The organism is Solimonas aquatica, assembly GCF_900111015.1.
GTDB lineage: Bacteria > Pseudomonadota > Gammaproteobacteria > Nevskiales > Nevskiaceae > Solimonas > Solimonas aquatica.
Window position 1 is genome coordinate 84,527 of sequence record NZ_FOFS01000005.1, and the last position, 24,838, is coordinate 109,364.

Genomic DNA, 24,838 nt, shown 5'->3' on the forward strand with positions numbered 1-24,838 from the left:
CGCGGGTGCGCCCCGCTGCCTGTGATCCGCGGACGCTTCTAGTGTGAAACCGCGTCCTGAAGCAGAGATTAGACAGCGCCCGATCCCCGGGACAATGGCAAATCAGACGACCCCCCCTGTATTTTCTGCCTATACCTGCAGCCAGAATGTCACCGGGCCGTCATTGATCAGCGCCACCTGCATGTCGGCGCCGAAGCGGCCGCTGCCCACCTCGCCGTGCTGCGCGCGCGCTGTTTCGACCAGCTGCGCAAACAGCGCATGCGCCAGCGCCGGCGCGGCGGCGGTGGAAAAACCCGGGCGCGTGCCGGAGCGGGTGTCGGCGGCCAGGGTGAATTGCGGCACCAGCAGCAGACCGCCGCCGGTATCGCGCAGGCTCAGATTCATGCGCCCCTGGGCATCGGCAAACACCCGATAGCCGAGCAGGCGCTCCAGCAGGCGCTGCGCCTGCGCCTCGCCGTCGCCGGCTTGCACGCCCACCAGCACCAGCAGGCCCGCGCCGATGCGGGCGATGGTCTCGCCCTGAACCGTGACGCTGGCCTCGCGCACTCTTTGCAGCAGTCCGATCATGGCAATGCCGTGCCTGTTTGCCGAAGAAACCGGCCGCCATTGTGCCCTGCCACTGTGCGCCGACGGCAGTTCAGTACAATCGCGCGCCTATGTCTTTTGCCCTACGCGCATTGCTGAACTTCAGCGGCCGGCTGCCGCTGCGCCTGCTGCACGCGCTGGCCGCCGGCCTCGGCGCCCTGCTCTGGCGGCTGCCCAACAAGCCCCGGCGGCTCACGCTCTGGCACCTGGAGCGCTGCCTGCCGGAACTGGACGAGGCCACGCGCCAGCGGGTGGCGCGCGAGAGCCTCACCCACATGATGCAGGCGGTGCTGGAAGCGCCGACGTTCTGGTTCGGCGGCGAGCGGCGCCTGCGCGCCTGGCTGACCGATGCGCAGGCCGCGCAGCAGCTGCAGGCGCTGCTGGCGCAGCAGCACGGCGTGATCTGGCTGTGTCCGCATCTGGGCGCCTGGGAACTGGCCGGACTGTTCTGCTCGGCCAACGGACCGATGTCCTCGCTGTACAAGCCGCAGAAGGGCGCGCTGGATGCGCTGATGCGCGAAGGCCGCGAGCGCCTCGGCGCGCAGCTGGTGCCCACCAGCGCCGGCGGCGTGAAGGCGCTGCTGGCCGCGCTCAAGCGCCGCGAGATGATCGGCATCCTGCCCGATCATGATCCGCCGCCGGGCTCGGGCGTGTTCGCGCCGCTGTTCGGTCATGCCGCGCACACCACCGAACTGGTCAGCAAGCTCGCCGCGCGCAGCGGCGCGCCGGTGTGGTTCTGCATCGCCGAACGCCTGCCGCGCGCCGCCGGCTACCGCTTGCATCTGCTGCCGGCGCCGGCCGCCGTGTCCGATCCCGAGCAGGGCGTGGCCGCGCTCAATGCCGCCGTGGAAGATGTGATCCGGCGCTGGCCGCAGCAATACTGGTGGGCTTACCGGCGCTATCGTCGCCAGCCGGCGGGTGCCGAGCCCTTCTATCGCCAGCTCGATGCGCGGAACTGAAGACCCGGCCACGCGGTCAGTGGCGCAAGCTGCCACCACTTAAACGATCACCGACAAGAGAACCCTAGGCATGGCATCCGAAGTGCTCATCCAGGCGCGGGGACTGACGCGCCGCTACGGCCCCACCGTGGCCGTGGAGAACCTGGACCTGACCTTGCGTCAGGGCGAAATCCTCGGGCTGCTCGGCCCCAACGGCGCCGGCAAGTCCACCACCATGAAGATGCTCACCGGCAATCTCGCGCCCTCCGGCGGCGAGATCGAGATCAAGGGCATCTCGCTGCGCGAGAACCCCAAGGCCGCCAAGCGTCATCTGGGTTATCTGCCCGAGCAGCCGCCGGTGTATCCGGAGCTGACCGTCGATGAATACCTGCGCTTCTGCGCCGGCCTGCACGGCCTGCCCGCCGGCGAGATCGGCGCGGCGCTGGATTCGGCCAAGCGCGACTGCGGCCTCACCGAGGTCGGCGGCCGCCTGATCGGCAATCTCTCCAAGGGTTATCAGCAGCGCGTCGGCATCGCGCAGGCGATTCTGCATCGCCCGCCGGTGGTGATTCTCGACGAGCCCACCGTGGGTCTGGACCCGATCCAGATCCGCGAGATCCGCACCCTGATCGCGGAGCTGGGCAAGACCTACAGCGTGATTGTCTCCAGCCACATCCTGCCGGAGATCCAGGCGGTGTGCGGGCGCGTGATGATCATCGCCCGCGGCCGCGTGGTGTATCACGAGAACCTGAGCGCGCTGCAGGACCAGGCTGCACAGATCATCGCCGAGTTCCGCCGCACGCCCGACATCGCCGAACTGGGCGCGGTGCTGGGCGTGGCCGCCGTGGAAGGCATGGGCGAGAACCGCTACCGCTTCACGCCCACCACCGAAGTGGACCCGCGCGAATCCATCGTCGAAGCCTCGGTGCGCAATGGCTGGGGCCTGATCGAGCTGCACGCGCAGAACCGCAGCCTGGAGGAAATCTTCGTGGAACTCACTTCCGCCGACCTGAGGAGCGCCGCATGAGCGCCGTCTTGAGCATCGCGCGCACCGAGTGGCGCCGCATCTTTCTTTCGCCGCTGGCCTGGGCGGTGCTGGCCGTGGTGCAGTTCATCGTCGGCTTCGTGTTCATCAATCTGCTGCTGCAGTACGCGGCCGCCGCCGGCAGCGACGAGAGCATGGGCGTGTCCGACTACATCGGCGGCTCGCTCTACGGTTTTGCGACGATTCTGCTGCTGCTGGTGATGCCGCTGATGACCATGCGGCTGTTCGCCGAGGAGCGCAAGAACGGCAGCATCACCCTGCTGTTCTCGGCGCCGGTCTCGCTCACCGAGATCGTGCTGGGCAAGTTCCTGGGCGTGCTGGGTTTCATCGCGGCGGTGATCGTGCTGCTGGCCCTGATGCCGCTGTCGCTGGCCGGCGCCACGCATCTGGACTGGGGCCGCATCGCGGCGGGCCTCACCGGACTGTTCCTGCTGATGATGTCCTTCGCCTCGGCCGGCCTGTTCGTGTCGTCCTGCACGCGCGAGCCGACCATCGCGGCGGTGATGAGCTTCGGCCTGCTGCTGGTGATCTGGCTGATCAACATCCTGGCCTTCAACGACAGCGTGCCGTTCAAGGAGCTGTTCGGCTATCTGTCGCTGATCGATCACTTCGAAAGCCTGCGCCGGGGCGTGTTCAACAGCGCCGACGTCATCTACTACCTGCTGTTCTCGGGCTTGTTCCTGAGCCTCACCGTGCTGCGCCTGGATATCGAGCGCGCCTGAGTCAACGCCAGAGAATCACACCATGCAAGAGAAGAATCAGACCCGCGTGCAGCAGCTGATCAATGCCCTGCTGATCGTCGCGGTGGTGGCCCTGCTGGGCTATCTGTCGGTGCGTTTCAAGACCGAGCTGGACTGGACCGCCGGCAAGCGCAACACGCTCACCGAGGCCAGCATCAAGCAGCTCAAGTCCATGCCCGATGAGCTGGTGTTCCATGTCTTCGCGCCCAACGGCGCCGATGCGCGTCGCGGCGCCACGGCGGACCTGGACAAGTACCAGCGCGTGAAGAAGAACATCCGTATCGACTTCATCGACCCTTCCGCCTCGCCGCAGAAGGTGCGTGACTATCAGGTCTCGTATGTGGGCCAGATCGTCGCCGAGTATCAGGGCCGGCGCGAGACGCTCAACGCCACCACCGAGCCGGCGATCACCACCGCCCTGCAGCGTCTGGCCTATGCCGGCGAGCAGACCGTGGTGTTTCTCGAAGGCCACGGCGAGCGCGCCATCGCGCCCGGCGGCGGCCAGGATGCCGTGGACAAGTTCGCGCAGCTGCTGCGCGACAAGGGTCTGAAGGTCGAGAGCCTGAACCTGGTCAAGACGCCGAAGATTCCCGACAACACCAGCGTGCTGGTGCTGGCCTCGCCCAGCCGCGCGCCGCTGGAAGGCGAGGTGAACCTGATCAAGGATTACGTCGCGCGCGGCGGCAATCTGCTGTGGCTGGCGGACCCCGACTTCCCCGCCGGCCTGCAGGCCCTGGCCGATGAACTCGGCGTGCACTGGCAGGACGGTTACGCGATCTTCCCGGACTACCAGATCCTGGGCACCGGCCATCCCGGCTTCTTCGCCGCCATCGATTACCCGGCCAATGCCGTCACCCAGGGCCTGGACATGGTCACGCTGTTCCCGCTGGTGCGCGCGCTGCGCACCGAGGCGAAGAACGGTTTCACCGCGCAGCCGCTGCTGCAGACGCAGGACAGCGCCTGGCTGGAAACCGGCGACATCCAGTCCGGCGCGGTGGGCTATGACGAGGGCAAGGACATCAAGGGGCCGCTGACCATCGGCGCCACCCTGACCCGTGACTACAAGCCGTCCGCCGAGGACAAGACCGGCAAGCCGCATCCGCAGCGCATCGCGCTGATCGGCGACGCCGATTTCATCTCCGATGCCTATCTGCAGCAGCTGGGCAATCAGCAGCTGGGCCTGAATCTGGTGCAGTGGCTGGCCAGCCGCGACGCGCAGCTCAACATCAACGTGCCCAAGGCGCCGGACACGCAGCTGGTGCTGCCGGGCTGGGCCAGCCTGCTGATCGCCGCCGGCTTCGTGGTACTGCTGCCGCTGGGCCTGCTGGGCTATGGCGTCACGCGCTGGGCGCTGCGCCGTCGGCGCTGAGCAAGCGCAGGAGTTTGCGATGAAGCGTGCAAGACTCAATCTGCTGCTGCTCGTGCTGGTGGCGGCGCTGGCCGCCACCGTGTACTTCACGCGCAAGAAGGAAGAGCCCAAGGGCGCGCCGCTGACGGCGCTGAACACGGATGCCATCGACCGCATCCGCATCGAGCATCCGGATCGCCCGGCGCTGCAGCTGGAAAAGCGCGGCAGCGACTGGTGGCTCAGCGCGCCGGTGTCGGCACCCTGCGATCCCTTTGAAGTGGCGACGCTGCTCAATCTGGCCAGCGCCAGCACGCAGCGCAGCTTCAAGCTGAGCGAGGTGAAGCCCGCCGAGCTCAAGCTCGATCCGCCGCAGTTCAGCATCACGCTCAATGACCAGAAGCTGGCCTTCGGCGATGTCGAGCCGCTGGAATACCGGCGCTATGTGCAGCACGGCGACACGGTGTCGCTGATCGACGATCCTGCCGCCACCAGCGTCGATGCCGATTATTCCGATCTGCTGGCCAAGACCCTGCTGCCGTCCGATGCCAGGCTGGTGGCGATCCAGCTGCCGGGCCTGAGCCTCAAGCGCGACGCCGACGGCAAGCGCTGGCAGGCGGAGCCGGCGCCCGCCGCCGCCAGCGCCGATGATCTGTCCCGCCTCGTCGAAGCCTGGCGGCACGCCCGCGCGATGTGGAATGCGGCGATCCCGGCGCAGGCAGCACAGAGCGGCCAGACGCCGCAGCCCATCACGCTGAGCCTGGAAGGCGGACAGACGATCCAGCTGTTGCTGATCAGCCGCGAGCCGCAGCTGATCATCGACCGGCCGGATCTCAAAGTGCGTTACACCCTGTCCAAGGCCGATGCCGACACGCTGCTGAGCCTGAAGCCGGCGGCAGCGGCCAAGCCCTAGGGCCTGCTGACAATCACTTTGCGCGCTGCGTCAAGGCGCGGTCTCACGCACCGGGAACGGCACGCTCAGTTCCTGGCCGTTATCGAGCCGGAAGCTCACGGTCACTTCGTCGCCCGCGCTCAGCGCCTGCTTGAGCCCCATCAGCATCAGATGGGTGCCGCCGGGCGCCAGCGCCACGCTGCCGTGTGCGGGAATCTCCAGGCGCTCCAGCATGCGCATCTGCATGAGGCCGTTTTCGGTGGCCATGCTGTGCATCATGGTCTCGCCCGCCGCCTCGCTGTGCACGGCAATCACCTGCACGGCCTGATCGCCGTCGTTGCGCAGCTTGAGATAGCCGGCGGTGACGCTGGCGCCCGGCGGTGCCGCGCGCACCCAGGGCGCCTGCGCACTGATCGCGCCCTGGCTGGCCACGGCCGCCTCGGCCGCAGGCGGCGGTGCCTGGCGCGAGCAGGCGCCCAGCACCAGCAGCAGGCTCAGACAGGCAGCGCGAATCGCGACGGGCATGGCGAAGACTCCAGATCGACCGTGATAAAGCGCGGCATTGTAGAGCGCCGGCCCGCCCACAAAAAAACCCCGCGTCGCGGGGTTTCGAGTTCAGGCGCCTGGCTGCCTGAGATTCAAGTGAGGACCGTGACTTTCTCGGCCTGCGGGCCCTTCTGGCCCTGCGTGACTTCGAATTCCACTTTCTGTCCCTCGCTCAGCGTACGAAAGCCGGTGCCCTGAATCTGGCGGAAGTGCACAAATACGTCGCTGCCGCCTTCACGCTGGATGAACCCGAAGCCTTTCGCGTTATCGAACCACTTCACCGTACCTTTTTCACGATTTGCCATCTGCATCGACCCTTTTTGCCGTACCGCGGCCCGGGTGCCGCGTGGATCGAGCGCGGCCCTGCTGCCGCGCTCGATTCGACTTTGCTCTCCTTGCGCGCCGGATTGCAAGCGCAAAGCGGCTTCTGGCGTGGGCGGCGGCTGCGATCCGGGGTGGCATTGACTATCATCGCCGCCTCCGCATCCCTCGCCGCGCCATGAAAGCCCGCTCGTTCCTGATCGTTCTCGCCAGCCTCGGACTGGCCGCCGCCTGCGCCACCTCGCCCACCGGCCGTCACCAGCTGCGCCTGGTCTCCGACCAGAAGATGGCGACCATGGGCGTCACCGCCTTCCAGGAACTGAAGACCAAGACGCCGCTGACGCAGAACCCGCAGACCTCGGCCTATGTGCAATGCGTGGCGCGCGCCATCACCCAGGAAACCGGCGGGCAATGGGAGGTGCAGGTGTTCGAGTCCAAGGAGGTCAATGCCTTCGCCCTGCCCGGCGGCAAGATCGGCGTGTACACCGGCCTGCTGGCAGTGGCGCAGACCCAGGACCAGCTCGCCGCCGTGCTCGGCCACGAGGTCAGCCATGTGCTCGCCGGGCATTCGGCGGCGCGGGTGTCCAATGAAATCGCCACGCAGTTCGGCGTGACCCTGGTGAGCCTGGGCACCGGCCTGCCTTCCGAGGCGGTGGGCGCCGGCGCCAAATACCTCTTGATTCTGCCGTTCTCGCGCGGCGACGAATCCGAGGCCGACGAGCTGGGCATGCAGCTGATGGCGCGCGCCGGCTTCGATCCCGCGCAGGCCGTGGAGCTGTGGCGCAATATGGAGAAGCAGTCCAGCGGCGCGCCGCCGGAATTCGCCTCCACCCATCCTTCCCACGCCACGCGCATCGCCGATCTGCAACGCGAGCTGCCGCAGGTGCAGCCGCTGTACGCGCAGGCCCGCGCCGCCGGCAAGAACCCGGGCTGCAAATCCTCATGATGATCTGGCTCACCCTGCTGGCCGCCGCTCTGGGCGCCGCGCTCGGCGCTTTGCTGGTCTCGCGCCTCCAGCGCGGTCCGGACCTGGCCGCGCAGCTGCGCAGCGAGATCGAGCGCATCGAGCGCAGCCTGCGCGAGGAAGCCGCCACCACCCGCCGCGAAACCCAGGACACGCTGCGCGCGCAGCGCAGCGAGCAGGCCGAGACCCTGGCGCGCTTCGGCGAAGCGCAGCGCGCGTCCCTGCAACAGCTGGTGGACACCCAGCTCAAGCAGGGCGAGGCGCTGCGCGGCAGCGTCGAGGAAAACCTGAAAACCCTGCGCGCCGACAACGCCGAGAAGCTGGAGCAGATGCGCCGCACCGTGGATGAAAAACTCCACGAGACGCTGGAGAAGCGTCTGGGCGACTCGTTCAAGCTGGTCAGCGAGCGCCTGGAACAGGTGCACAAGGGCCTGGGAGAAATGCAGGCCCTGGCGGTGGGCGTAGGCGATCTCAAGCGCGTGCTGGGCAATGTGAAGACGCGCGGCATCTTCGGCGAGGTGCAGCTGGCGGCGCTGCTGGAACAGGTGCTGACCGTGGAGCAGTACGCCGCCAACATCGCCACCAAGCCCGGCTCCGCCGAACGCGTGGAGTTCGCCATCAAGCTGCCCGGCCGCAGCGACGAGGGTCCGGTCTGGCTGCCCATCGACGCCAAGTTCCCGCGTGAGGATTACGAGCGCCTGCTCGAAGCCCAGGACCGCGCCGACCCCGCCGCCGCGGAAGCCGCCGCGCAGGCCCTGGAACGGCGCATCAAGCTGGAAGCGCAGAACATCAGCAGCAAATACATCTCGCCGCCGCACACCACCGACTTCGGCATCCTGTTCCTGCCCACCGAAGGGCTGTATGCCGAAGTGCTGCGGCGCCCGGGCCTGTTCGAAGCCCTGCAGCGCGAGCATCGCGTCACCATCACCGGCCCCACCACCCTGCTGGCCACGCTCAACAGCCTGCAGATGGGCTTCCGCACGCTGGCCATCGAACAACGCTCCAGCGAAGTCTGGCGCGTGCTCGGGGCGGTGAAGACCGAGTTCGCCAAGTTCGGCGAGGTGCTCGACAAGGTGAAGAAGAAGCTCGACGAGGCCAGCACCCAGATCGAAGCCACCGGCGTGCGCTCGCGCGCGATCAGCCGCCGCCTGCGCGAAGTCGAAGCGCTGCCCGAGGCGGACAGCGCGCCGATGCTGGGCAAGGGCGAAGAGGGTGAGGCCTGAGACGTGAGACGAAATAAGGTAAATCTTTGTCATTCCGGCGTAAGCGGGAATCCAGGCTTTGCTGGCGGCAGGAGAGACTGGGTGTAATCGCTGTGCGTCGCCCCCTCTCCCTAGCCCTCTCCCGCAAGGGGAGAGGGAACCGCTGTGTCGACGACTACAAGATGTCGTGCGCGTAGGCCGCCGGGTTCAGATCACTTGCGTTCAACACGAGCACCTTACTCCCCTCTCCCCTCGCGGGAGAGGGGCGGGGGGAGAGGGGGCGCGGCGCCAGATCAAACGGCAGCCGCCCCCTCTCCCTGGCCCTCTCCCGCAAAGGGAGAGGGAATGAGTGCGGTGGCCACTGCTGGGATTTGTCCTGCAGCCCGGCACAGCGGCACAAGCCAGGCCGGCCGCGTCCCCGCAGCGTCATCATTTCCCGCTAGGCTGCATCGCAGTCGCCGCTGCCTCGGGAGAGCCCATGCCCATCGACGCCAAACGCCGCCAGCTGCTGCTCGCCAGCGCCGGGCTCTGCGGTCTGGGCCTGCTGCCCGCGCTGCTGGCAAACGCGCGCGAACCAAGCAGCAAGACCTATCCCTTCACGCTCGGCGTGGCCAGCGGCGACCCCCTGCCCGATGGCTTCGTGCTGTGGACGCGCCTGGCGCCGCAGCCCCTGGATGATGAAAGCGGTGCCGGCGGCATGCCGGCGCTCGCGGTACCGGTGCGCTGGCAGGTGGCGGAGGACGAGCAGTTCCGCAAGCTGGTCGCACAAGGCAGCACCCTGGCCGAGCCGCAATGGGGCCACAGCGTGCACGTGGAAGTGCGCGGCCTGCGTGCGGATCGCCGCTACTGCTATCGCTTCTTCGCCATGGACGCCGAAAGCCCGCGCGGCTGGACGCGCAGCGCGCCGGCCGCCGGCATGGGCCGGCTGCGCTTCGCGCTCGCCTCCTGCCAGCATTACGAGCAGGGCTACTACGCCGCCTACCGGCACCTGGTTCGTGAGGCTCCGGATCTGGTGCTGCACGTCGGCGATTACATCTACGAGTCCTCGCGTGAGGACGGCGTGCGCCAGCATCGCGTCAACAATCCGCAGACCCTGGCGCAGTACCGCCGGCATCACGCGCAGTACAAGCTCGACGCCGATCTGCAGGCCGCACACGCCGCCTGTCCCTGGCTGCTGACCTGGGACGATCACGATGTGCAGAACGACTACGCCGGCGCGCATTCGCAGTTCAACGATCCGCCCGAACGCTTCCTGCTGCGCCGCGCCGCCGCCTATCAGGCCTACTGGGAACATCTGCCGCTGCCCCTTTCCGCACGGCCGCACGGACCGGACATGCGCCTGTACCGCAGCCGCGACTACGGCGAGCTGCTGCGCATCTATCTGCCGGATGATCGCCAGTATCGCGACGACCAGGCCTGCGGCAGCGCCGGCCACTGGGGCGGCGAGCTGCTGGCCGACTGCGCGCAGCGCGTTGATCCCAGGCGCACGATGTACGGCGCCGCGCAGGAAGCCTGGCTGCAGCAGCGTTTTGCGCAGAGCAAGGCGCGCTGGAACCTGCTCGCGCAGCAGCTGCTGATGGCGCCGCTGGATCAGCAGCCCGGTCCGGGCGAGGTCTGGTGGAGCGATGGCTGGGACGGCTATCCCGCGGCCCGCACGCGCCTGCTGCAGAGCATGCGCGACACGCAGCTGCGCAATCCGCTGGTGCTGGGCGGCGACATCCATTCCTTCTGGGCCAGCGAGCTGAAAGCCGATTTCGCCGATCCGCAGTCGCCGAACATCGCCTGCGAGTTCACCGGCACCTCGATCAGCTCGCTCGGTGGCGGCTATGAGCGTTATCAGGCGCTGCTGCCGGAGAACCCGCACATCCGTTTCTTCGACTCGCGCTTTCGCGGCTATGCCCTGGGCGAACTCAGCCGCGACACCCTGCAGATGCAGTTCCGCGCCCTGGACGATGTGCGCGATGCGGACTCCGGCATCCGCACGCTGGCGAGCTTCGTGGTGGAAGCGGGGCAGGCGCGGATTGTGGCGGCTTGAGCGCGCGAGCGGGGCGGCAAAGGCCCGCGCCTTCATCGCGCTGCACCGCTCAGTTCCCTCTCCCCCGTGCCGGGGGAGAGGGAACTGTGGCCACCCGCGCTGCGTCAGCCATCGCAGCCACAACCAAACCTCGTCGCCACCACAATCTTGTCCTGCATCAACAAACCGCCTCCGCAGCCGCCCGGGCCGATTGTTCCGTCGCCGCTCCGCCGCCACAATGCCCTGCCCGCATCACGGGCCTGCACCATCTCAAGCCGCTGGAGCCGCACCATGTCCCGACAGTTCCCCCGCGTCGATCCTGAAGGCCTGCTCGAATATTCGGTGGTGTTCACCGACCGCGCGGTCAATCACATGTCGCAGCTGTTCCAGCAGGCGCTGCGCGACATCCTGGTGATGCTCAAGCGCACCTACAAAGCCGAGGCCGCCGTGATGCTGCCCGGCGGCGGCAGCTACGGCATGGAGGCCATCGCCCGGCAGCTGGCCAGCGATCAACGCGTGCTGGTGATCCGCAACGGCTATTTCAGCTATCGCTGGAGCCAGATCTTCGAGATGGGCCGCATCCCCGCGCAGGAGACCGTGCTCAAGGCAAAGCCGCAGCGTGAAGGCGCGCAGGCGCCGTTCGCGCCACCGGCCATCGAGCTGGTGGAGGACACCATCCGCCGCGAGAAGCCCGCCGTGGTGTTCGCACCGCATGTGGAAACCGCCTCCGGCATCCTGCTGCCCGACGCCTACCTGAAGCGCGTGGCCGACGCGGTGCACGCGCACGGCGGTCTGTTCGTGCTGGACTGCGTGGCCTCCGGCGCGATCTGGGTGGACATGCCGGCCTGCGGCATCGACGTGCTGCTCACCGCGCCGCAGAAGGTGTGGAGTTCGCCGCCCTGCGCCGCGCTGATCATGCTCAGCGCCGCCGCCAAGGCCCGCGTGGAGCAGACCACGAGCACGAGCTTTGCCGCCGACCTCAAGAAGTGGCTGCAGATCATGCAGGCCTACGAAGGCGGCGGTCATGCGTATCACGCCACCGTGCCTACGCAGAGCCTGCTCACCCTGCGCGACACCATGCAGGAAACCATCGGCATCGGCCTGGAGCCCTTGCGCGAGGCGCAGTGGCAGCTGGGCCGTCAGGTGCGCGCACTGCTCGCGGCGCATGGTTTTCCCAGCGTGGCCGCCGCCGGCTTCGAAGCGCCGGGCGTGGTGGTGGCATATACCGGCGATGCCGAGATGGCCAATGCCAGGAAGTTCATCGCGCAGGGTTTGCAGACCGCCGCCGGCGTGCCGCTGATGTGCGATGAGCCGGCGGATTTCCGCAGCTTCCGCATCGGCCTGTTCGGCCTGGACAAGCTCGCGGATGTGAACGGCGCGGTGGCGCGGCTGGCAGCGGCGGTGAAGCAGATCGCCGGCTGAAACCCGGCTCCGGAGGCCGTATGTCGAACCCAGATTCGCCTCTGTCCAAACCCCTGCGCCCCGAAGACCCGCAGCGCCTGCAGGCGTTTCGCGCCCGCATCGAGTCGCTGCGCTGGGACGCGGCGGATGTGACGCCGTCCATGTCCCACCTGTTCAGCGCGGTGGACGATCTGGCGCAGTCGGAAGTGGCCTACTACTACCGGCGGCGCAGCACCCGCGCCTGGATTTCCGGCCTCACGCGCATCGGCGCCTGGAGCCTGGGCTCGGTGGGCCTGCTGCTGCCGCTGCTGGCGGCGGCGGACGCACCGCGCTTCGCGGCCTGGGGGCTTTACGGTTATGCCTTTCTCGCCGCAGCGGCGAGCTGCCTGGCCGCCAACTCCCTGTTCGGCGGCACCGAGGGACACATCCGCTTCGTCACCACGCAGCTGCAGCTGGAAAAGCTGATCACCGCCTCGCGCATCCGCTGGTGCCAGTACCTGAGTCAGCCCCATGCCACGCAGGCGCAGATCGACAACGGCTTCGCCCTCGTGCTGCAGTACGCCGGTGAGCTGCACGGCATCAGCATCGGCGAGACCGGACACTGGGGCGAGACCCTGCTGACCGAGCTGGCGCAGTACCAGAAGAAGATCGAAGCGCGCGGCGCCGAAACCAAGCGCTGAGGCGCGGCTACTGCGGCCGGTAACGCAGCAGCAGCACGCCAAAGCCCAGGAAGATGGCGCCGGTGAGGCGGTCGAACAGCCGCCGCAGCGCCGGCCGCGACAGATGGCGGCGCAGCTGCTGTCCGCCGAAGGCGTATGTCAGATACCAGAACAGCTCGCAGAGGCCGAAGCTGGCCACCAGCAACGCAAACTGCGGCAGCTGCGGCTGCGTGCGGTTCACGAACTGCGGCAGAAACGCGGTGGCGAACAGCAGCAGCTTGGGATTGCTCAGCGACACCAGCAACCCGCCGCGAAACAGGCTGGCGCGGCTCAGGCTGCCGCCGAGCAGATTGGATTCGTTCACATCCAGCGGCGCATCCCCGCTGCGCCAGCTGCGGATGCCCAGCCACAGCAGATAGGCCACGCCCGCATAGCGCAGCGCCTCGAACACCCTGGGCGAAGCCAGCAGCAGCGCCCCCAGGCCCGCTGCCGAAGCGCAGAGCACCAGCAGCACGGCGCTCAGGCAACCCGCCATCGCCGGCCAGCTGCGTCGCGCGCCCACGCTCACGCTGCGCGAAAGGATGTGCAGCATGTTCGGCCCCGGCGTGCCGCAGAGCAGGAACACCGTCACCACAAACAACCACCACGTGCTCAGGCTCATGGCCGCTTTACTCAGGGCGGATCGCGATCCGGTGAATTAGAACGTGCCAGCGCGGCGGGATGGAAGCGTTCATCGCGCCTGGGCGGATCAGCTTTTGTTGGGGAGGCCTGGCGGCGCAGGCGCTCGCTTCATCGTCGCGACGCGGCCAGCGAGAGGAGCGCTGCCCGCAGACGCGCACCAGCCCAGCCTGTCATGCCCGCGATTGCGGGCATCCAGTGCTCAGGCGCAAAGCGCGCTTGTGCCGGCACGCCCTGGATTCCCGCTTGCGCGGGAATGACAGCGGGAACCGCGCAGAACGAGCGTTCGCCGCAGGGCGGCTTGGCGGCACAAGCTGCGTCTGCTTTGATGCGGCCCAGCCCTCGCAAACGACAGCGACGATGCCTTAGGGTGAAGCGCCGCGCACCGCGTCCGAGACCAGAGCCAGGAGAGAGACGATGCATCCAGCCTCCGATTCCTTCACCGCCCTGCGCGCGCAGGCGCGTCGCGCCGGGCTGCTGTATCTGGCGGTGGCGCTGATTGCGCCCTGGGGCCTGGTCTATGCGCCCAACAAGCTGTTCGTGGCCGGCGATCCCGCCGCCACCGCCGCCGCGCTGGCCGCCGGGGAATGGCTGCTGCGCCTGGGCATTGCCACGGAGCTGCTGCACCAGACCATCGAAGTGTTTCTGGTGCTGGCCCTGTATCGCCTGCTGGCACCGGTGCGCGAACCCTGGGCGCGACTGATGGCGGTGCTGGGGCTGCTGCCGATTCCCATCGCCTTTCTCAACACGGTGAGCGAATTCGGCGTGCTGCTGCTGCTCAAGGACGCCGCGCTGTCTGCCGCCTTCTCCGGACCGCAGCGCGACGCGCTGCTGTATCTGCTGATGCGCCTGCACGGTGCGGGCCTGAGCGTGGCCTCGGTGTTCTGGGGCTTGTGGCTGCTGCCCTTGGGCGCGCTGAGCATCCGCAGCGGTTTCATCCCGCGCTGGATCGGCATCGGCGTGATCATCGCGGGCCTGGGCTATGTGCTGGACGTGGCAATCCGCGTGCTGGCGCCGACGCTCAGCGCCACGCTGAGCAGCGTGGTCACGCCGCTGCAATCGCTGGAGCTGCTGATCATTCTCTGGCTCGCCGTGTTTGGCGCACGCAAGCCCAGTCAGGGCGCTTGAGCGCCCGCTTTCTGCAGCGCGGCGCAAGTGCTCTTCACCCGCGCCCCGTCGCCAAGCGGCCAGCGAGAGGGGCCGTGCCTGCAGGCGCGCATCAGCACCAGCCTGTCATGCCCGCGAACGCGGGCATCCAGTGATCAGAAGCAGGCCGCGCTTGTGGCGGCAAAGCCTGGAATCACGCTTGCGCGGGAATGACAGCGGGAACCGCGCGGCGCGAGCAAGCGAGCACGCCGCAGCCCCTCCTCAGCCCGTCCCCGGCATCGCCGGCGCGCGCAGGCCTTCCAGCCAGTACGTCGCGCTCCAGGACTGATTGCCGATGGTGCGCGTGAGCGTGCGGATGATGGTGTCGGCGTCCGGCGGCACCGGCCGTTCGCGCACATCCACCCAGCGGCAGACCAGGTCGGCCTGCGTATCGTGCAGGCGCAGCCCGTGGGCGCGCAGCAGCAGCAGCTGACGCTCCAGCGTCTGCGCGTCTTCACCGGCGGCATTCATATGGGCCAGCGCGCGCGTTTCGGCCAGCGTGGGGAAATGGGGGTCGGACATCGCATCCTCGAACGTGGGTGAGGCCGGACGCGAGGCGACTGCGGGCGGCTGGGCTGGGGGCCCGACAATTGCAATGCGCGGAGCATGCCAGCTTGCGCGGTGCAGCGCCTGCCGCGGCTGCGCGCGACGGCGCCCCGCGTGATCACGCCAGCCTGTCGCGGCGCGGCCGGGACGCTACACTCCACGACCTTTTTCCTGCGCCCGGCCGGCACGCAGCGACCGCGCGCACCTTTTCAAGCACACCATGTCCGATTCAAAGAAGGATGCGCGCGCCAGAGGCGGCTGGCTCAAGCTGCCGGCCAAGCCGCTGTCCGAACCCGGAACCCTCTGGCTGAAGGAGCGCGCCAACGCGCCGGTGCCCGAGCTGCTGGAACAGCTGCGCAGCGGCGAATACGGCAAGCCCTTCGTCATCGACGACGGCAAGACCCGCCGCCTGCATTTCAATCTGGACTATGTGCAGAGCGAGATGCACCTCAACGAGCCTTGCACGCTGAAGTTCGCCTACACGCGCAAGATGATGGCCTTTCTGCTGTTCGTGCCGCGCCCCAAGCACGTGGTCGCCGTGGGCCTGGGCGGCGGCTCACTGGTGAAGTTCTGCCACCGCGAACTGCCCAAGACCCGCATCACCGCCATCGAAGTGGACGCCAACGTCATCGCCTTCAGCGAGCTGTTTGAAGTGCCGCAGAACGATCCGCGCCTGCGCATCATCCACGCCGACGCGGCGGAATATCTGCAGGACGCCGAGGAAGCGGCCGACGCGATCCTGATCGACGGTTGCGACAAGCACGGCGTGGCGCCGGCCTTCTGCAGCGAAGCCTTCTACCGCAGCGTGGCCGCGCGCCTGAGCCGCAAGGGCCTGATGGTGATGAACATCATCGGCCGCGCCACCGTGCTGGAGCAGCACCTGCGCTGCATCGCCAGCGCCTTCGCCGGCCGCGTGATGGTGATCCGCGTGCGCGAAGGCGGAAACCGCCTGGTGTTCGCCTTCAAGGCCGCGATGTACAGCCCGGACTGGCTGGAGATACAGGACATCGCCAAGACGCTTGAAGAACAGCACGGCCTGGACTTCGGAAAGTTTGCGCGGCAGCTGCGCGCGAGCCGGCAGTTTCAGGCGATGGGCTGAAAGCGACGCTCAGGCAGCGGACTTTGCGGCCTGCAGCTGCTGATACACGCCCAGCCGATCCGTGATCTGCCAATGCCCCGCGAGCCGGTCGCCTTCGAAGAAGTAGGCCGTGGCGCCGGACATGAAGATGCGCTTCTGCGTCGCGGCAAAGCCCGGCAGCTCGCCCTGATGCGTGGCGGACCACAGCCAGGTCACCACCACCGCATCACCATCGGCAAACAGCCGCTGGATGTCGAAGTGCTGATCCGGGAAGGCGGCCCGCAGCGTCCGCACGCGCGCCTTGTAAGCCGTGAGGTCCAGCTCACGACCCTCCCAGGGATCACCCGGGTCATGGAAGATCTTGTACTTCGGCGCGATATACCGCTCCGCCGCCTCGGCATCGCCCTGGCTCCAGACTTCTGAGTCCCGGATTCCGCTGCGCTGCATCCGGGCTTGCTTGGTTCGAAAACCAGTTCAGCGGTTCGGCGCGTCAACTGCCTGCAGAGCCAAAACTTCGCTGGCTCCTTTATGGCTGCAGCCTGCTTCTCGTCGAGGACACCATCAACACAGGGTTTGTCATAGTGAAAGGCCCATTGTAGAGATGACAAGCTACGATCAGCACCCCCAAAGGGTGCTCCGGGCTGAACCACCACACACCTACTGCGCAGCCGGAACAGCCGTCAGCTTTACGCCCAGCGCCAGGCACACGCGCTGCACGGTATCGAAGCGAGGCTGTGCGCCGGGCCGCAGCGCTTTGTAAAGCGCCTCGCGGGTGATGCCGGCCATCTCTGCCACTTGCGACATGCCGCGCGCGCGCGCGACAACACCCAGGGCATGGGCCAGTTCTGAGGGGTCTTGGTCCTCGATGACCAGTGTCAGATATTCGGCAATCGCTTCTTCACTCTCCAGATGTTCGGTGATGTCGAACTCCGGCAATTCCGAAACCTTTACCTTCTTGCGCATTGCTTCAGTCCTCAAGCGTGGCTGCCAGCAGCTTCGCCTTGACGATATCCTTGGCCTGTGTGGACTTATCGCCGCCACCGAGCATCACAATCAGCGCCGAACCTCGCTGCACAAAGTACATCCGCCAACCAGGCCCGAAGTCTTCACGAAATTCGCTGACGCCTTCACCGACCGGTTGCACGTCACCGAACAAGCCACGCTGTGCCTTGTCCAGTCGCCTGGCCAGACGCAGTCGCGTCTTTGAGTCTTTGATGCCAGACAACCAGACTGCGAACTCAGGTAGCTGGCGAATCGTGAATGTAGCCATAGTAATCGACCGATTACAACGACACAAGCTATTCAGAATCGACCGGTTGGTGCCAACGCCCTGCGTTCCAGCAGCCCCAACTGCCCTGTCACATCCCAATCCTCCTCAACTCCTGCCCGGACGCGATGTGCTCGAAGTATTCCATCACGCCCTGCGACTGCGATTTGCGAAGGTAGTCACGCGCTCGTTCGGTCTTGCCTTCGGCCAGGTAGCGTTCGCCGAGGTAGAAGTAGGCTTCGCAGAGTTGGGCCTGGCCTTGTTCGCCCTGGCCGGCGGCGCGTAGCACGCTGTCTTCGTCGCTGGCACCGCGCAGGTAGTCGATCAGCGGGCGCGGCCAGTCCTTGGGTAGCTCGCCATCGAGATAGGGCTGCATCGCCTTCTGCGGGTCATCACCGGCGTTGCGGGCGGCCAGGGCCAGCAGAATCAAGGGATAGCCTCTGCGCTGCTGCGCGCTGTCTTTGAGCAGATCACGCAGATCGGCCTGCGCAGCGGGGTAGTCGCGCATCAGGTACAGCGCTTGCGCGCGGGTGGACAGGGCGCCGAGATTGCCGGGACTGGCGTTGATGGCGCGGCTGCTGAACACCACGGCGCGCGGCAGTTCGCCCAGCGCGGTGGCGTTGACCGCGCTGGATTCGAGTATTTCCGGCGCATTGGGCGTGAGCTTGAGCGCGGCCTTGAAGTCTTCCGCGGCGTCCTGATAGCGGCCGATGTTGTCGTAGTCCACGCCGCGCGCATGCAGGGCCTGCGCCAGCTGCGCGGGCGACAGGCGTCCGCCCTTGATCTTCCAGCCCAGCACCAGCGTTTCAATATAGGCCTCGCGCTGCAGCTTGGTGCTCAGCTTGGGCGTGCCCCGGTCCAGATCGCGGGCTGCGCTCTGCAGCTCCGTCATCAGCTTGGGCAGCTGCTCCAGCGGAATCGCGGAGACGTTGCTGGACCAACCCAGCTGCGGCCAGAGCTTGCTCAGCTTGCTGGTATAGGCATTCCATTCGCCGGGCTGCACCTCGTCGTTGAGAAAGCGCAGCTGGCCCAGAAACTCGGCGTGGCGCGCGCTGCTGTTGAGTTCGATGTGCAGGGCGAAGTGCGAATCACCGTCGTCGAAGCGCTCGGTGTGGGGCTTGGCAAAGGCGTCTTCGGCGAAGTCGACGCTGATGCGCTGCTCGAAGCTGGCGGGCGCGCCCAGGTAATAGCTGTCCTTGCGCGACTGCGTGCTGGTCAGGCGCAGCAGATCGGCCAGCATCCAGTAGCTGAAGTCGGCGCGCAGCAGCTTCTGATCGGGAAAGCTCCAGAACTCGGGAATGACAAACTGCTGCACCACGGTCAGCTCGTTGTCGCCAGGGCTTTCTTCGATGCGCAGCGGCGCGCTGCTCTTGAGCGAGGGATACACGCGCACGTAGGACTGATTGAGCGCCTGCTCCACGCGCTCGCTGCCGTTGCTGGCCATGGCAGCGCGCACCGCCTCCGCACCGTCACCGCGATAGCGGATGCGCGATTCCAGCTGTGCGCCATCGGCAAAGCGCTGCACGCGGAAGCGGTCGCTGACTGTGATGCTGGTCTGGCGGTCGGCGACGGGCAGCAGCAAGAGCTCCTGGCTGTCGGCGCCGAGCAGCAGGCCGCGCTCGAAGCTCAGGGCCTGGCGGCTGTCCAGGCCGCCAGTCTGGTAGTTGCGCGTGCCGTCCAGGTAATAGCTCTTGCCCTTGAGATCCACGCGCGCAATCACGTGGTCGAAAGCCAGCGGGCTGGGCGGCAGCTCGCTGACATGCCGATGCAGGCTTTGTGAAACCAGCAGCGGCGTGGCGTCCAGATCCAGGCGCCGCGCCAGCGCCAGCAGCAGCGCCACCTTGTCCTTGCAGTCGCCGAAGCGCTGCGCCAGCACTTTCTCCGGCGCGCTGGGCCGATGCGTGCCGGTGCCCACTTCGGTGCCGAAGTAGCGGATGTCCTGCTGCACGAAGCGCAGTGCCGCCAGCAGCTGCGCCTCGGGCGTGGCGTTGCCGCGCCTGAAGCTTTGCGCCAGCGCGTCCAGCGTCGTGCCGCTGGCCTTGGGCTCGGCAAACTGCGCGCGGCCCCAGGCCGCCACCTCGCGCCAGTCGGCAAACTCGCTGGTCCAGATCTGATGCTTGAGCAGCTGATCCATGGCCGCGCCGCCATCCAGCTGCAGCTGCGGCACATCGTTCTGGGTGAACTGCGTATCACGCAGGCCGTCCTGCAGCTTGTCGCTGCGGCTCATGCCTGGGGCACTACGGAAGGCGATGCTGCGCTCGGCCGGCGCCAGCACGCGGTAGCGCAGCGACATCACCGGGCCATAGGGCGAGCCGGCGTAATCGACGTCAACGAGGCGGCCTTCAAACACCGGATTGTCGCCGCGCAGGCTGTAGTCGTATTCCAGCTCATCGCCCACGCGCACATCGTCCACCACGATGGAGGCGGTGATGCGGCCGTCATACATGCGCTGTTCCAGCTGCGTCTCGCGCTGCAGCAGCTGGATGCGCTTGCGGTCGATGCGGTTGTAGCGCTGACCGTTGCGGAGGATGTCGATGCGGTGCAGCACCAGATGCTGGAAGTCCGGCTCGAACTGGATCTGGATCTGCGCCGCCGTGCTCAAGCCGGCGGCGTCGCGCACCACGCGCAGCACGTGCACGTAGCGCTCCAGCTGTGCCTTGCCCACGCGCAGCTGATCGTCCACCAGGCGGTAGTACATGGGCGCGTCCGGCGTGGCGCCGCCGCGTACAGCCGGCAGCACCCAGGCGGGCGTGGGCTCCACGGTGTAGCCGGGCGCATCGGCGGCGGATGAGGCGGTGGGGGCGGTTTCGGCGGCCTGGCTGGCGAAGGCGGGCAGCAGCAGCAACAGCAAGCGAAGAGTGGTTTTCACTGGCGGACACGGATCGACGATGGTGCTGATGCTCACCCTAATCGCTGGCCCGGCGGCAAACAACTTTGCGCGTGGGCCTGAAGTGCGGCCGGTCTCATCGGGCCAGCCCGGCGCAGCGGGTCGGGCCTGCGGCGCCTGCCGTTCCTTGTCATTCCCGCGCAAGCGGGAATGACGAGAAATGTCGCGTAAGACGGATGACCCGCCTTGCCCGGACGCACCAGCCTGCGCCCCTGGCCGCGATTGCATTGGCGCGGCCCTGCATGCGTTTTCGCAATCGGTCACTTTCGCGGCGCGAGGCTGCTAGGCTGCCTGGCTCTCGCTTTGTCATGCGCCTTGATCCGACTCACATGAATCCGATTCACACCGAAGACTTCACCATCGCCACCGCACAGGGGCAGATCCACGCGCGGCGCTGGCGCAACGCCGAGGCATCGCCGCACAGCGCGCCCTTCGTGCTGCTGCACGATTCGCTGGGCGCGGTGAGCCTGTGGCGCGAGTTTCCCGAGCAGCTGGCGCGGCAGTGCGCGCGTGATGTGGTGGCGTATGACCGCCTGGGCTTCGGCGAGTCTTCGCCGCATCCGGGCCTGCTGGCCACCTCCTTCATCCGCGACGAATCGCAGCAGGCGCTGGCGGCGGTGCTGACGCATCTGGGCATCGAGCCGTTCATCGCGGTGGGACACAGCGTGGGCGGCGGCATGGCGCTGTGTGCGGCGGCGCAGTATCCGCAGCGCTGCCTGGGTGTGATCACGCTGGCCGCGCAATCGTATGTGGAGCAGCGCACCATCGACGGCCTGCTGGCCGCGAAGCAGGCCTTTGCCGAGGACGGCCAGATGCAGCGTCTGGCGCGTTATCACGGCGACAAGGCGCCCTGGGTGCTGCAAGCCTGGCTGGGCACCTGGCTGTCGCCGGCGTTTGCCGACTGGACACTGGACGAGGATTTGCGGCGCCTGCAGTGTCCGCTGCTGGTGTTTCACGGCGATCAGGATGAGTACGGCTCCACCGAACATCCCCATCGCATCGCCGCACTGGCCGCCGGACCGGCCACGGTGCAGGTGCTGCCGGGCTGCGGACACGTGCCGCATCGCGAACAGGCGCAGACGGTGCTGGCGGCTGTGGTGGATTGGTTGCGCGGGCTGGGCGCTTAAAGCTGCGCAGCGGCTGACGCCGCTGCGCGGGTAATCGGCGTGGATTTTCTTTTTCTCCCTCTCCCCCATCGCTACGCGATGAGGGAGAGGGGACGCTGCAGCCGTTCAGCTTCTTCCTCGTGCCCTGCACGAGAGAGATGGGAACACCGCAGCCGCTCAACTCAACGTGCGCGTGCAAATGCCGCGAAGCCGGCCAGCAGCTCGCTCAGCTGCTTGCGCGTGGCTTCGTCGCCCAGTGCGCCTTGCGCGTCGATCAGCTGATGCGCGCGCGAGACCAGCAGGCGGTTGCTCCAGCATTGCATGCCCAGCGCGCGCAGCACCGGCAGCCAGGCGGTCTGCGAGGAGATGGTGCCGAAGCCGCCGGGCGAGGCGCCGAGCAGGGCCACGGGTTTGTTGCCGAAGACCTTGGCGCTGTCGGCGGGCGGACGCGAGAGCCAGTCGATGGCGTTCTTGAACACGCCCGGCATGCCGCTGTTGTATTCAGGCGTGGCCAGCAGCAGCGCGTCGCTGGCCATGATGCGCGCCTTGAGTGCGCTCACCGCTTCCGGAATGCCGTCGCGCGCCTCGACGTCGCCGTCGTAGAGCGGAATGCCGTGCAAGGTGGCCACGTCCAGCTGCACATCCGGCGGCAGCAGGCCTTGCGCGGCGCGCAGCAGCGCGGTGTTGTAGGACTGCTGCCGCAGGCTGCCGGAGATTCCCAGGATCTTGAGCACGGGTGCATCCTCCATCATCGGTGAATCGGTGGTCAGTGTAAGCGCGCACCGCGCAATTGGGTGAAGTACCGCATGCGCTGTGCCTGCGCTTTTGCCTAGACTCGCGCTTTCGCCGGTCTTTGTGTCGGCAGATCGGGTTCATCAGGAACGGACATGAAACAGTGGCTCGCCGGTCTTGCGGTGCTTCTCTGGGCGCAGGCCGGCATCGCGGCGCCGTCGCGTGAACAGCTGCCGACTACGGCGCAGCCCCTGCTGTATGAGCTGGAGCTGCGTCCCGATGCCCAGGCCCTGCGCTTCACCGCGCAGCTGGGCGTGACGCTGGAAATCAGACAGGCCACGAGCCGCCTGGAACTCAATGCCGCGGAACTGCAGATCGCGCAGGCCAGCCTGGACGGGCAGCCGGCGCGGCACATCCGTCTGGATGCGGAACGCCAGCGCCTGATTCTCGACTTCGCGCGGCCGCTGACGCCGGGCCGGCACCGTCTGCAGATCGCGTACGCCGGGCGCATCAACACGCAGCCGGCGGGACTGTTTGCGCTGGACTACGCCACAGCGCAAGGTCAGCAGCGCGCGCTGTACACGCAGTTCGAACCGGCGGATGCGCGACGCCTGCTGCCCTGCTGGGACGAGCCCGGCATCAAGGCGCGCTACACGCTCAGCGCCGTGCTGCCGCAGGCGCAGATGGCGGTGTCCAACATGCCGGTGGCGGAGCAGACGCCGGCGGGCGATGGGCTCAAGCGCGTGCGCTTCGAGACCTCGCCGCTGATGTCGTCTTATCTGCTGTTCTTCGCCGCCGGCGACTTCGAGCGGCAGTCGCGGATGGTGGAAGGCGTGGACCTGGGCGTGGTGGTGCGTCGCGGTGAGCTGGGCCGCGCGCAGGAGGCACTGGAGACCGCCGCGCAGGTTCTGCCTTATTACAACGACTACTTCGGCGTGAAGTTTCCGCTGCCCAAGCTGGACATGATCGCCGCCGCCGGTTCCAGCGTGAGCTTCAGCGCCATGGAGAACTGGGGCGCGATCCTGTACTTCGAGTCGGCCATGCTGCTCGACGCGCAAACCTCCACCACCGCCGACCGCCGCGAGGTGTTTGCGGTGATCGCGCATGAGATGGCGCATCAGTGGTTCGGCAATCTGGTGACCATGCAGTGGTGGGACGATCTCTGGCTCAACGAAGGCTTTGCCGAGTGGATGCAGAGCAAGGCCGCCGAGCGGCTGCATCCGGACTGGCACGTCTGGCTGGACGCCCAGGGCGAGCGCAGCGGCGCCATGGATCTGGACGCCCGCAGCAGCGCGCATGCGGTCGTGCAGGCGGTGGCCGATTCGCGGCAGGCCGATCAGGCCTTCGACGACATCACCTACCGCAAGGGCCAGGCGGTGATCCGCATGCTGGAGCAGTGGCTGGGCGCCGATGTCTTCCGCGATGGCGTGCGCCGCTATTTCGCCGCGCACGCCTATGGCAATGCCACCACCGACGCGCTGTGGTCGGCGCTGGCGCAGGCCGCCGGGCAGCCGGTGGTGCACGTGGCGCACGGCTTCACCCTGCAGCCGGGCGTGCCGATGATCGAGGCCTCGCGCAGCGGCGAGGCATTGCGTCTGCAGCTGTCACGCTACGGCGTGGATGATTCGCGCAAGCGGCCGCCGCCGTGGCAGGTGCCGGTGAAAGTGGCGAGCCTGAGCGCCGGGGGCGAAGACTGGCAGGGCCTGGTGGCGCGGCAGCCGCAAATGCTCCCGCACATCGAGCTGCCGCTGGTGAATGCCGGGCAGAGCGGCTACTTCCGCACGCGCTATCAGAGCCAGCTGCTGGACGCGCTGCTGCCGCAGTTTGCGCAGCTGAGCCTGGCGGATCAGTACGGGCTGCTGGACGACAGTCTGGCGCTGGGTTACTCCGGCGATCAGCCGCTGTCCGATTTCCTGCGCATCGCAGCGCAGTGCCCGCCGGGCAGCCATCCCCTGATCGTCAGCGCGCTGACGCGGCGGCTGATGCGCCTGGACGATGCGTATCGCGGTCTGCCGGCGCAGGCCGCGTACCGGCGCCGCGCCATCGCGCTGCTGCAGCCGCTGCTGGCCGCAGTGGGCTGGGATGCGCGCGCCGGCGAAGACGGCAACACGCCGCTGGCGCGCAGCAGCCTGATCAGCGCGCTGGGACAGTTCGGCGACGCAGCGGTGATCGCCACCGCAAACGCGCGCTATCGGCACTGGCTTGAGCAGCCGCAGACGCTTTCCGGCGAGGCACGCGATGATGTGCTGAACGTGGTGGTGCGCAATGCCGGCGCCGGCGACTGGGCACTGCTGCAGGCGGCGCGGCAGCAGGCCGGCAGCGAACTGGATGCGCAGCACCTGCGCTTCGCACTCACCGGCGTGCGCGATCCGGCCCTGGTGCGGCGCATGCTGGAGGAGGTGCTGCACGGCCAGCTGCCCACCACCGAGCGCTCGGCGATGATGCAGGCTCTGGCGTATCAGCAACCCGAGCTGGTGTTCGACTTCGTGCTGCGCAACATCGAGGCCGTGCACGACCTGCTGGAACCTTCGGCCCGCGATCGCTTCGTGCCGGATCTGGCCGCGCACTCGGCCGATCCGGCGCTGATTGCGCGCCTGCGCCAGTACGCGGCGCGCTACATTCCGGCCAGCGCACAGCAGAGCGTGCGCGAGGCCGAGGCGGCGATCCGCTTCCACGCCCGGCTGCGCCGCGAGCGTCTGCCGGCGCTGACACGCTATCTGGCGCAGCAGGACAGCTGAGGCCTGCG

General features: G+C 67.6%; 24 protein-coding genes. 14 read left to right on the forward strand and 10 right to left on the reverse strand.

Annotated elements, in window-relative coordinates; all coding sequences use genetic code 11:
• Positions 1 to 129: 129 nt before the first annotated feature.
• Complete coding sequence (gene dtd, locus BMY12_RS07510) at positions 130 to 567, reverse strand: D-aminoacyl-tRNA deacylase (protein WP_093284067.1); 438 nt, start codon at positions 565 to 567, stop codon at positions 130 to 132.
• An 89-nt stretch (positions 568 to 656) separates the two neighbouring features.
• Between dtd and BMY12_RS07515 the strand changes: the two genes are divergently transcribed.
• The 5 genes from BMY12_RS07515 to BMY12_RS07535 all read left to right on the forward strand — a co-directional run bounded on the left by BMY12_RS07515 (position 657) and on the right by BMY12_RS07535 (position 5,566).
• A complete protein-coding gene (locus BMY12_RS07515) occupies positions 657 to 1,544 on the forward strand; it encodes a lysophospholipid acyltransferase family protein (protein WP_093284070.1) in 888 nt (295 codons plus the stop codon).
• 70 nt (positions 1,545 to 1,614) lie between these two features.
• Positions 1,615 to 2,550, forward strand: a complete 936-nt coding sequence (locus BMY12_RS07520) for an ABC transporter ATP-binding protein (protein WP_093284072.1) — start codon at positions 1,615 to 1,617, stop codon at positions 2,548 to 2,550.
• Positions 2,547 to 3,290: an ABC transporter permease gene (locus tag BMY12_RS07525; protein ID WP_093284075.1), complete on the forward strand. Its 744-nt coding sequence runs from the start codon at positions 2,547 to 2,549 to the stop codon at positions 3,288 to 3,290. Before BMY12_RS07520 ends, BMY12_RS07525 begins: the two co-directional genes overlap by 4 nt.
• A 22-nt stretch (positions 3,291 to 3,312) precedes the next feature.
• A complete protein-coding gene (locus tag BMY12_RS07530) occupies positions 3,313 to 4,677 on the forward strand; it encodes a GldG family protein (RefSeq protein ID WP_093284077.1) in 1,365 nt (454 codons plus the stop codon).
• Positions 4,678 to 4,696: 19 nt separating this feature from the next.
• On the forward strand, positions 4,697 to 5,566 hold the full coding sequence (locus BMY12_RS07535) for a DUF4340 domain-containing protein (RefSeq protein ID WP_177188892.1): 870 nt from the start codon (positions 4,697 to 4,699) through the stop codon (positions 5,564 to 5,566).
• A gap of 30 nt (positions 5,567 to 5,596) precedes the next feature.
• Here BMY12_RS07535 and BMY12_RS07540 read toward each other — a convergent pair whose 3' ends face one another.
• Both BMY12_RS07540 and BMY12_RS07545 read right to left on the reverse strand, forming a co-directional pair.
• On the reverse strand, positions 5,597 to 6,070 hold the full coding sequence (locus BMY12_RS07540) for a copper chaperone PCu(A)C (protein ID WP_093284082.1): 474 nt from the start codon (positions 6,068 to 6,070) through the stop codon (positions 5,597 to 5,599).
• Positions 6,071 to 6,183: 113 nt separating this feature from the next.
• A complete protein-coding gene (locus BMY12_RS07545; RefSeq protein WP_093284570.1) occupies positions 6,184 to 6,396 on the reverse strand; it encodes a cold-shock protein in 213 nt (70 codons plus the stop codon).
• A gap of 194 nt (positions 6,397 to 6,590) precedes the next feature.
• Between BMY12_RS07545 and BMY12_RS07550 the strand changes: the two genes are divergently transcribed.
• The 5 genes from BMY12_RS07550 (at position 6,591) to BMY12_RS07570 (ending at position 12,673) form a co-directional block, all read left to right on the forward strand.
• Positions 6,591 to 7,358: a M48 family metallopeptidase gene (locus tag BMY12_RS07550; protein ID WP_093284085.1), complete on the forward strand. Its 768-nt coding sequence runs from the start codon at positions 6,591 to 6,593 to the stop codon at positions 7,356 to 7,358.
• Positions 7,355 to 8,599: a DNA recombination protein RmuC gene (locus tag BMY12_RS07555; RefSeq protein WP_093284088.1), complete on the forward strand. Its 1,245-nt coding sequence runs from the start codon at positions 7,355 to 7,357 to the stop codon at positions 8,597 to 8,599. The genes BMY12_RS07550 and BMY12_RS07555 overlap by 4 nt, the downstream gene beginning before the upstream one ends.
• Positions 8,600 to 9,056: 457 nt before the next feature.
• Positions 9,057 to 10,613, forward strand: a complete 1,557-nt coding sequence (locus BMY12_RS07560; RefSeq protein WP_093284090.1) for an alkaline phosphatase D family protein — start codon at positions 9,057 to 9,059, stop codon at positions 10,611 to 10,613.
• 270 nt (positions 10,614 to 10,883) lie between these two features.
• Positions 10,884 to 12,014 (forward strand): aminotransferase class V-fold PLP-dependent enzyme, encoded by a 1,131-nt coding sequence (locus BMY12_RS07565; RefSeq protein WP_093284093.1) that lies wholly within the window; start codon positions 10,884 to 10,886, stop codon positions 12,012 to 12,014.
• A 20-nt stretch (positions 12,015 to 12,034) separates the two neighbouring features.
• Entirely contained in the window at positions 12,035 to 12,673 is a 639-nt protein-coding gene (locus BMY12_RS07570; RefSeq protein WP_093284095.1) for an SLATT domain-containing protein, read from the forward strand.
• 7 nt (positions 12,674 to 12,680) lie between these two features.
• Here BMY12_RS07570 and BMY12_RS07575 read toward each other — a convergent pair whose 3' ends face one another.
• The gene (locus BMY12_RS07575; protein WP_093284098.1) at positions 12,681 to 13,313 is read right to left on the reverse strand and encodes a LysE family translocator; all 633 of its coding nucleotides are present in this window, start codon (positions 13,311 to 13,313) and stop codon (positions 12,681 to 12,683) included.
• A 434-nt stretch (positions 13,314 to 13,747) separates the two neighbouring features.
• On the opposite strand from BMY12_RS07575, the gene BMY12_RS07580 reads away from it, so the two are divergent.
• Positions 13,748 to 14,458, forward strand: coding sequence for a DUF4386 domain-containing protein (locus BMY12_RS07580; protein WP_093284100.1), 711 nt, complete (start codon positions 13,748 to 13,750; stop codon positions 14,456 to 14,458).
• A 240-nt stretch (positions 14,459 to 14,698) separates the two neighbouring features.
• Here BMY12_RS07580 and BMY12_RS07585 read toward each other — a convergent pair whose 3' ends face one another.
• Positions 14,699 to 14,998: a hypothetical protein gene (locus BMY12_RS07585; protein WP_093284103.1), complete on the reverse strand. Its 300-nt coding sequence runs from the start codon at positions 14,996 to 14,998 to the stop codon at positions 14,699 to 14,701.
• Between the two features lie 244 nt (positions 14,999 to 15,242).
• On the opposite strand from BMY12_RS07585, the gene BMY12_RS07590 reads away from it, so the two are divergent.
• A complete protein-coding gene (locus BMY12_RS07590) occupies positions 15,243 to 16,121 on the forward strand; it encodes a spermine/spermidine synthase domain-containing protein (RefSeq protein WP_093284105.1) in 879 nt (292 codons plus the stop codon).
• Positions 16,122 to 16,130: 9 nt separating this feature from the next.
• On the opposite strand, the gene BMY12_RS07595 is transcribed toward BMY12_RS07590, so the two are convergent.
• From BMY12_RS07595 to BMY12_RS07610, 4 genes are all read right to left on the reverse strand, one after another.
• Positions 16,131 to 16,547 carry an ester cyclase gene (locus BMY12_RS07595; protein ID WP_093284108.1) on the reverse strand — a complete coding sequence of 139 codons (417 nt, stop codon included), beginning with the start codon at positions 16,545 to 16,547 and terminating at the stop codon, positions 16,131 to 16,133.
• Positions 16,548 to 16,757: 210 nt separating this feature from the next.
• Positions 16,758 to 17,063, reverse strand: coding sequence for an addiction module antidote protein (locus BMY12_RS07600; protein WP_093284109.1), 306 nt, complete (start codon positions 17,061 to 17,063; stop codon positions 16,758 to 16,760).
• 4 nt (positions 17,064 to 17,067) lie between these two features.
• Positions 17,068 to 17,370 (reverse strand): type II toxin-antitoxin system RelE/ParE family toxin, encoded by a 303-nt coding sequence (locus BMY12_RS07605; RefSeq protein ID WP_093284111.1) that lies wholly within the window; start codon positions 17,368 to 17,370, stop codon positions 17,068 to 17,070.
• An 88-nt stretch (positions 17,371 to 17,458) separates the two neighbouring features.
• Positions 17,459 to 20,236 (reverse strand): DUF3857 domain-containing protein, encoded by a 2,778-nt coding sequence (locus tag BMY12_RS07610; protein WP_143068882.1) that lies wholly within the window; start codon positions 20,234 to 20,236, stop codon positions 17,459 to 17,461.
• A 347-nt stretch (positions 20,237 to 20,583) separates the two neighbouring features.
• Here BMY12_RS07610 and BMY12_RS07615 point away from each other — a divergent pair, with 347 nt between their 5' ends.
• Positions 20,584 to 21,381, forward strand: a complete 798-nt coding sequence (locus BMY12_RS07615) for an alpha/beta fold hydrolase (protein ID WP_093284116.1) — start codon at positions 20,584 to 20,586, stop codon at positions 21,379 to 21,381.
• Between the two features lie 161 nt (positions 21,382 to 21,542).
• Here BMY12_RS07615 and BMY12_RS07620 read toward each other — a convergent pair whose 3' ends face one another.
• A complete protein-coding gene (locus BMY12_RS07620) occupies positions 21,543 to 22,094 on the reverse strand; it encodes an NADPH-dependent FMN reductase (RefSeq protein WP_093284573.1) in 552 nt (183 codons plus the stop codon).
• Between the two features lie 153 nt (positions 22,095 to 22,247).
• Here BMY12_RS07620 and BMY12_RS07625 point away from each other — a divergent pair, with 153 nt between their 5' ends.
• Positions 22,248 to 24,830: a M1 family metallopeptidase gene (locus BMY12_RS07625; protein ID WP_093284119.1), complete on the forward strand. Its 2,583-nt coding sequence runs from the start codon at positions 22,248 to 22,250 to the stop codon at positions 24,828 to 24,830.
• The last annotated feature ends 8 nt before the right edge of the window (positions 24,831 to 24,838 follow it).

Bases quoted from the DNA above. Each gene is read 5' to 3' on its own strand.
- dtd (WP_093284067.1), bottom strand. From the start codon at position 567: ATGATCGGACTGCTGCAAAGAGTGCGCGAGGCCAGCGTCACGGTTCAG.
- BMY12_RS07520 (WP_093284072.1), top strand. From the start codon at position 1,615: ATGGCATCCGAAGTGCTCATCCAGGCGCGGGGACTGACGCGCCGCTAC.
- BMY12_RS07575 (WP_093284098.1), bottom strand. From the start codon at position 13,313: ATGAGCCTGAGCACGTGGTGGTTGTTTGTGGTGACGGTGTTCCTGCTC.
- BMY12_RS07605 (WP_093284111.1), bottom strand. From the start codon at position 17,370: ATGGCTACATTCACGATTCGCCAGCTACCTGAGTTCGCAGTCTGGTTG.
- BMY12_RS07560 (WP_093284090.1), top strand. From the start codon at position 9,057: ATGCCCATCGACGCCAAACGCCGCCAGCTGCTGCTCGCCAGCGCCGGG.
- BMY12_RS07530 (WP_093284077.1), top strand. From the start codon at position 3,313: ATGCAAGAGAAGAATCAGACCCGCGTGCAGCAGCTGATCAATGCCCTG.
- BMY12_RS07565 (WP_093284093.1), top strand. From the start codon at position 10,884: ATGTCCCGACAGTTCCCCCGCGTCGATCCTGAAGGCCTGCTCGAATAT.
- BMY12_RS07540 (WP_093284082.1), bottom strand. From the start codon at position 6,070: ATGCCCGTCGCGATTCGCGCTGCCTGTCTGAGCCTGCTGCTGGTGCTG.
- BMY12_RS07535 (WP_177188892.1), top strand. From the start codon at position 4,697: ATGAAGCGTGCAAGACTCAATCTGCTGCTGCTCGTGCTGGTGGCGGCG.
- BMY12_RS07590 (WP_093284105.1), top strand. From the start codon at position 15,243: ATGTCCGATTCAAAGAAGGATGCGCGCGCCAGAGGCGGCTGGCTCAAG.
- BMY12_RS07550 (WP_093284085.1), top strand. From the start codon at position 6,591: ATGAAAGCCCGCTCGTTCCTGATCGTTCTCGCCAGCCTCGGACTGGCC.
- BMY12_RS07580 (WP_093284100.1), top strand. From the start codon at position 13,748: ATGCATCCAGCCTCCGATTCCTTCACCGCCCTGCGCGCGCAGGCGCGT.
- BMY12_RS07545 (WP_093284570.1), bottom strand. From the start codon at position 6,396: ATGGCAAATCGTGAAAAAGGTACGGTGAAGTGGTTCGATAACGCGAAA.
- BMY12_RS07515 (WP_093284070.1), top strand. From the start codon at position 657: ATGTCTTTTGCCCTACGCGCATTGCTGAACTTCAGCGGCCGGCTGCCG.
- BMY12_RS07615 (WP_093284116.1), top strand. From the start codon at position 20,584: ATGAATCCGATTCACACCGAAGACTTCACCATCGCCACCGCACAGGGG.
- BMY12_RS07555 (WP_093284088.1), top strand. From the start codon at position 7,355: ATGATGATCTGGCTCACCCTGCTGGCCGCCGCTCTGGGCGCCGCGCTC.
- BMY12_RS07625 (WP_093284119.1), top strand. From the start codon at position 22,248: ATGAAACAGTGGCTCGCCGGTCTTGCGGTGCTTCTCTGGGCGCAGGCC.
- BMY12_RS07595 (WP_093284108.1), bottom strand. From the start codon at position 16,547: ATGCAGCGCAGCGGAATCCGGGACTCAGAAGTCTGGAGCCAGGGCGAT.
- BMY12_RS07600 (WP_093284109.1), bottom strand. From the start codon at position 17,063: ATGCGCAAGAAGGTAAAGGTTTCGGAATTGCCGGAGTTCGACATCACC.
- BMY12_RS07570 (WP_093284095.1), top strand. From the start codon at position 12,035: ATGTCGAACCCAGATTCGCCTCTGTCCAAACCCCTGCGCCCCGAAGAC.
- BMY12_RS07585 (WP_093284103.1), bottom strand. From the start codon at position 14,998: ATGTCCGACCCCCATTTCCCCACGCTGGCCGAAACGCGCGCGCTGGCC.
- BMY12_RS07525 (WP_093284075.1), top strand. From the start codon at position 2,547: ATGAGCGCCGTCTTGAGCATCGCGCGCACCGAGTGGCGCCGCATCTTT.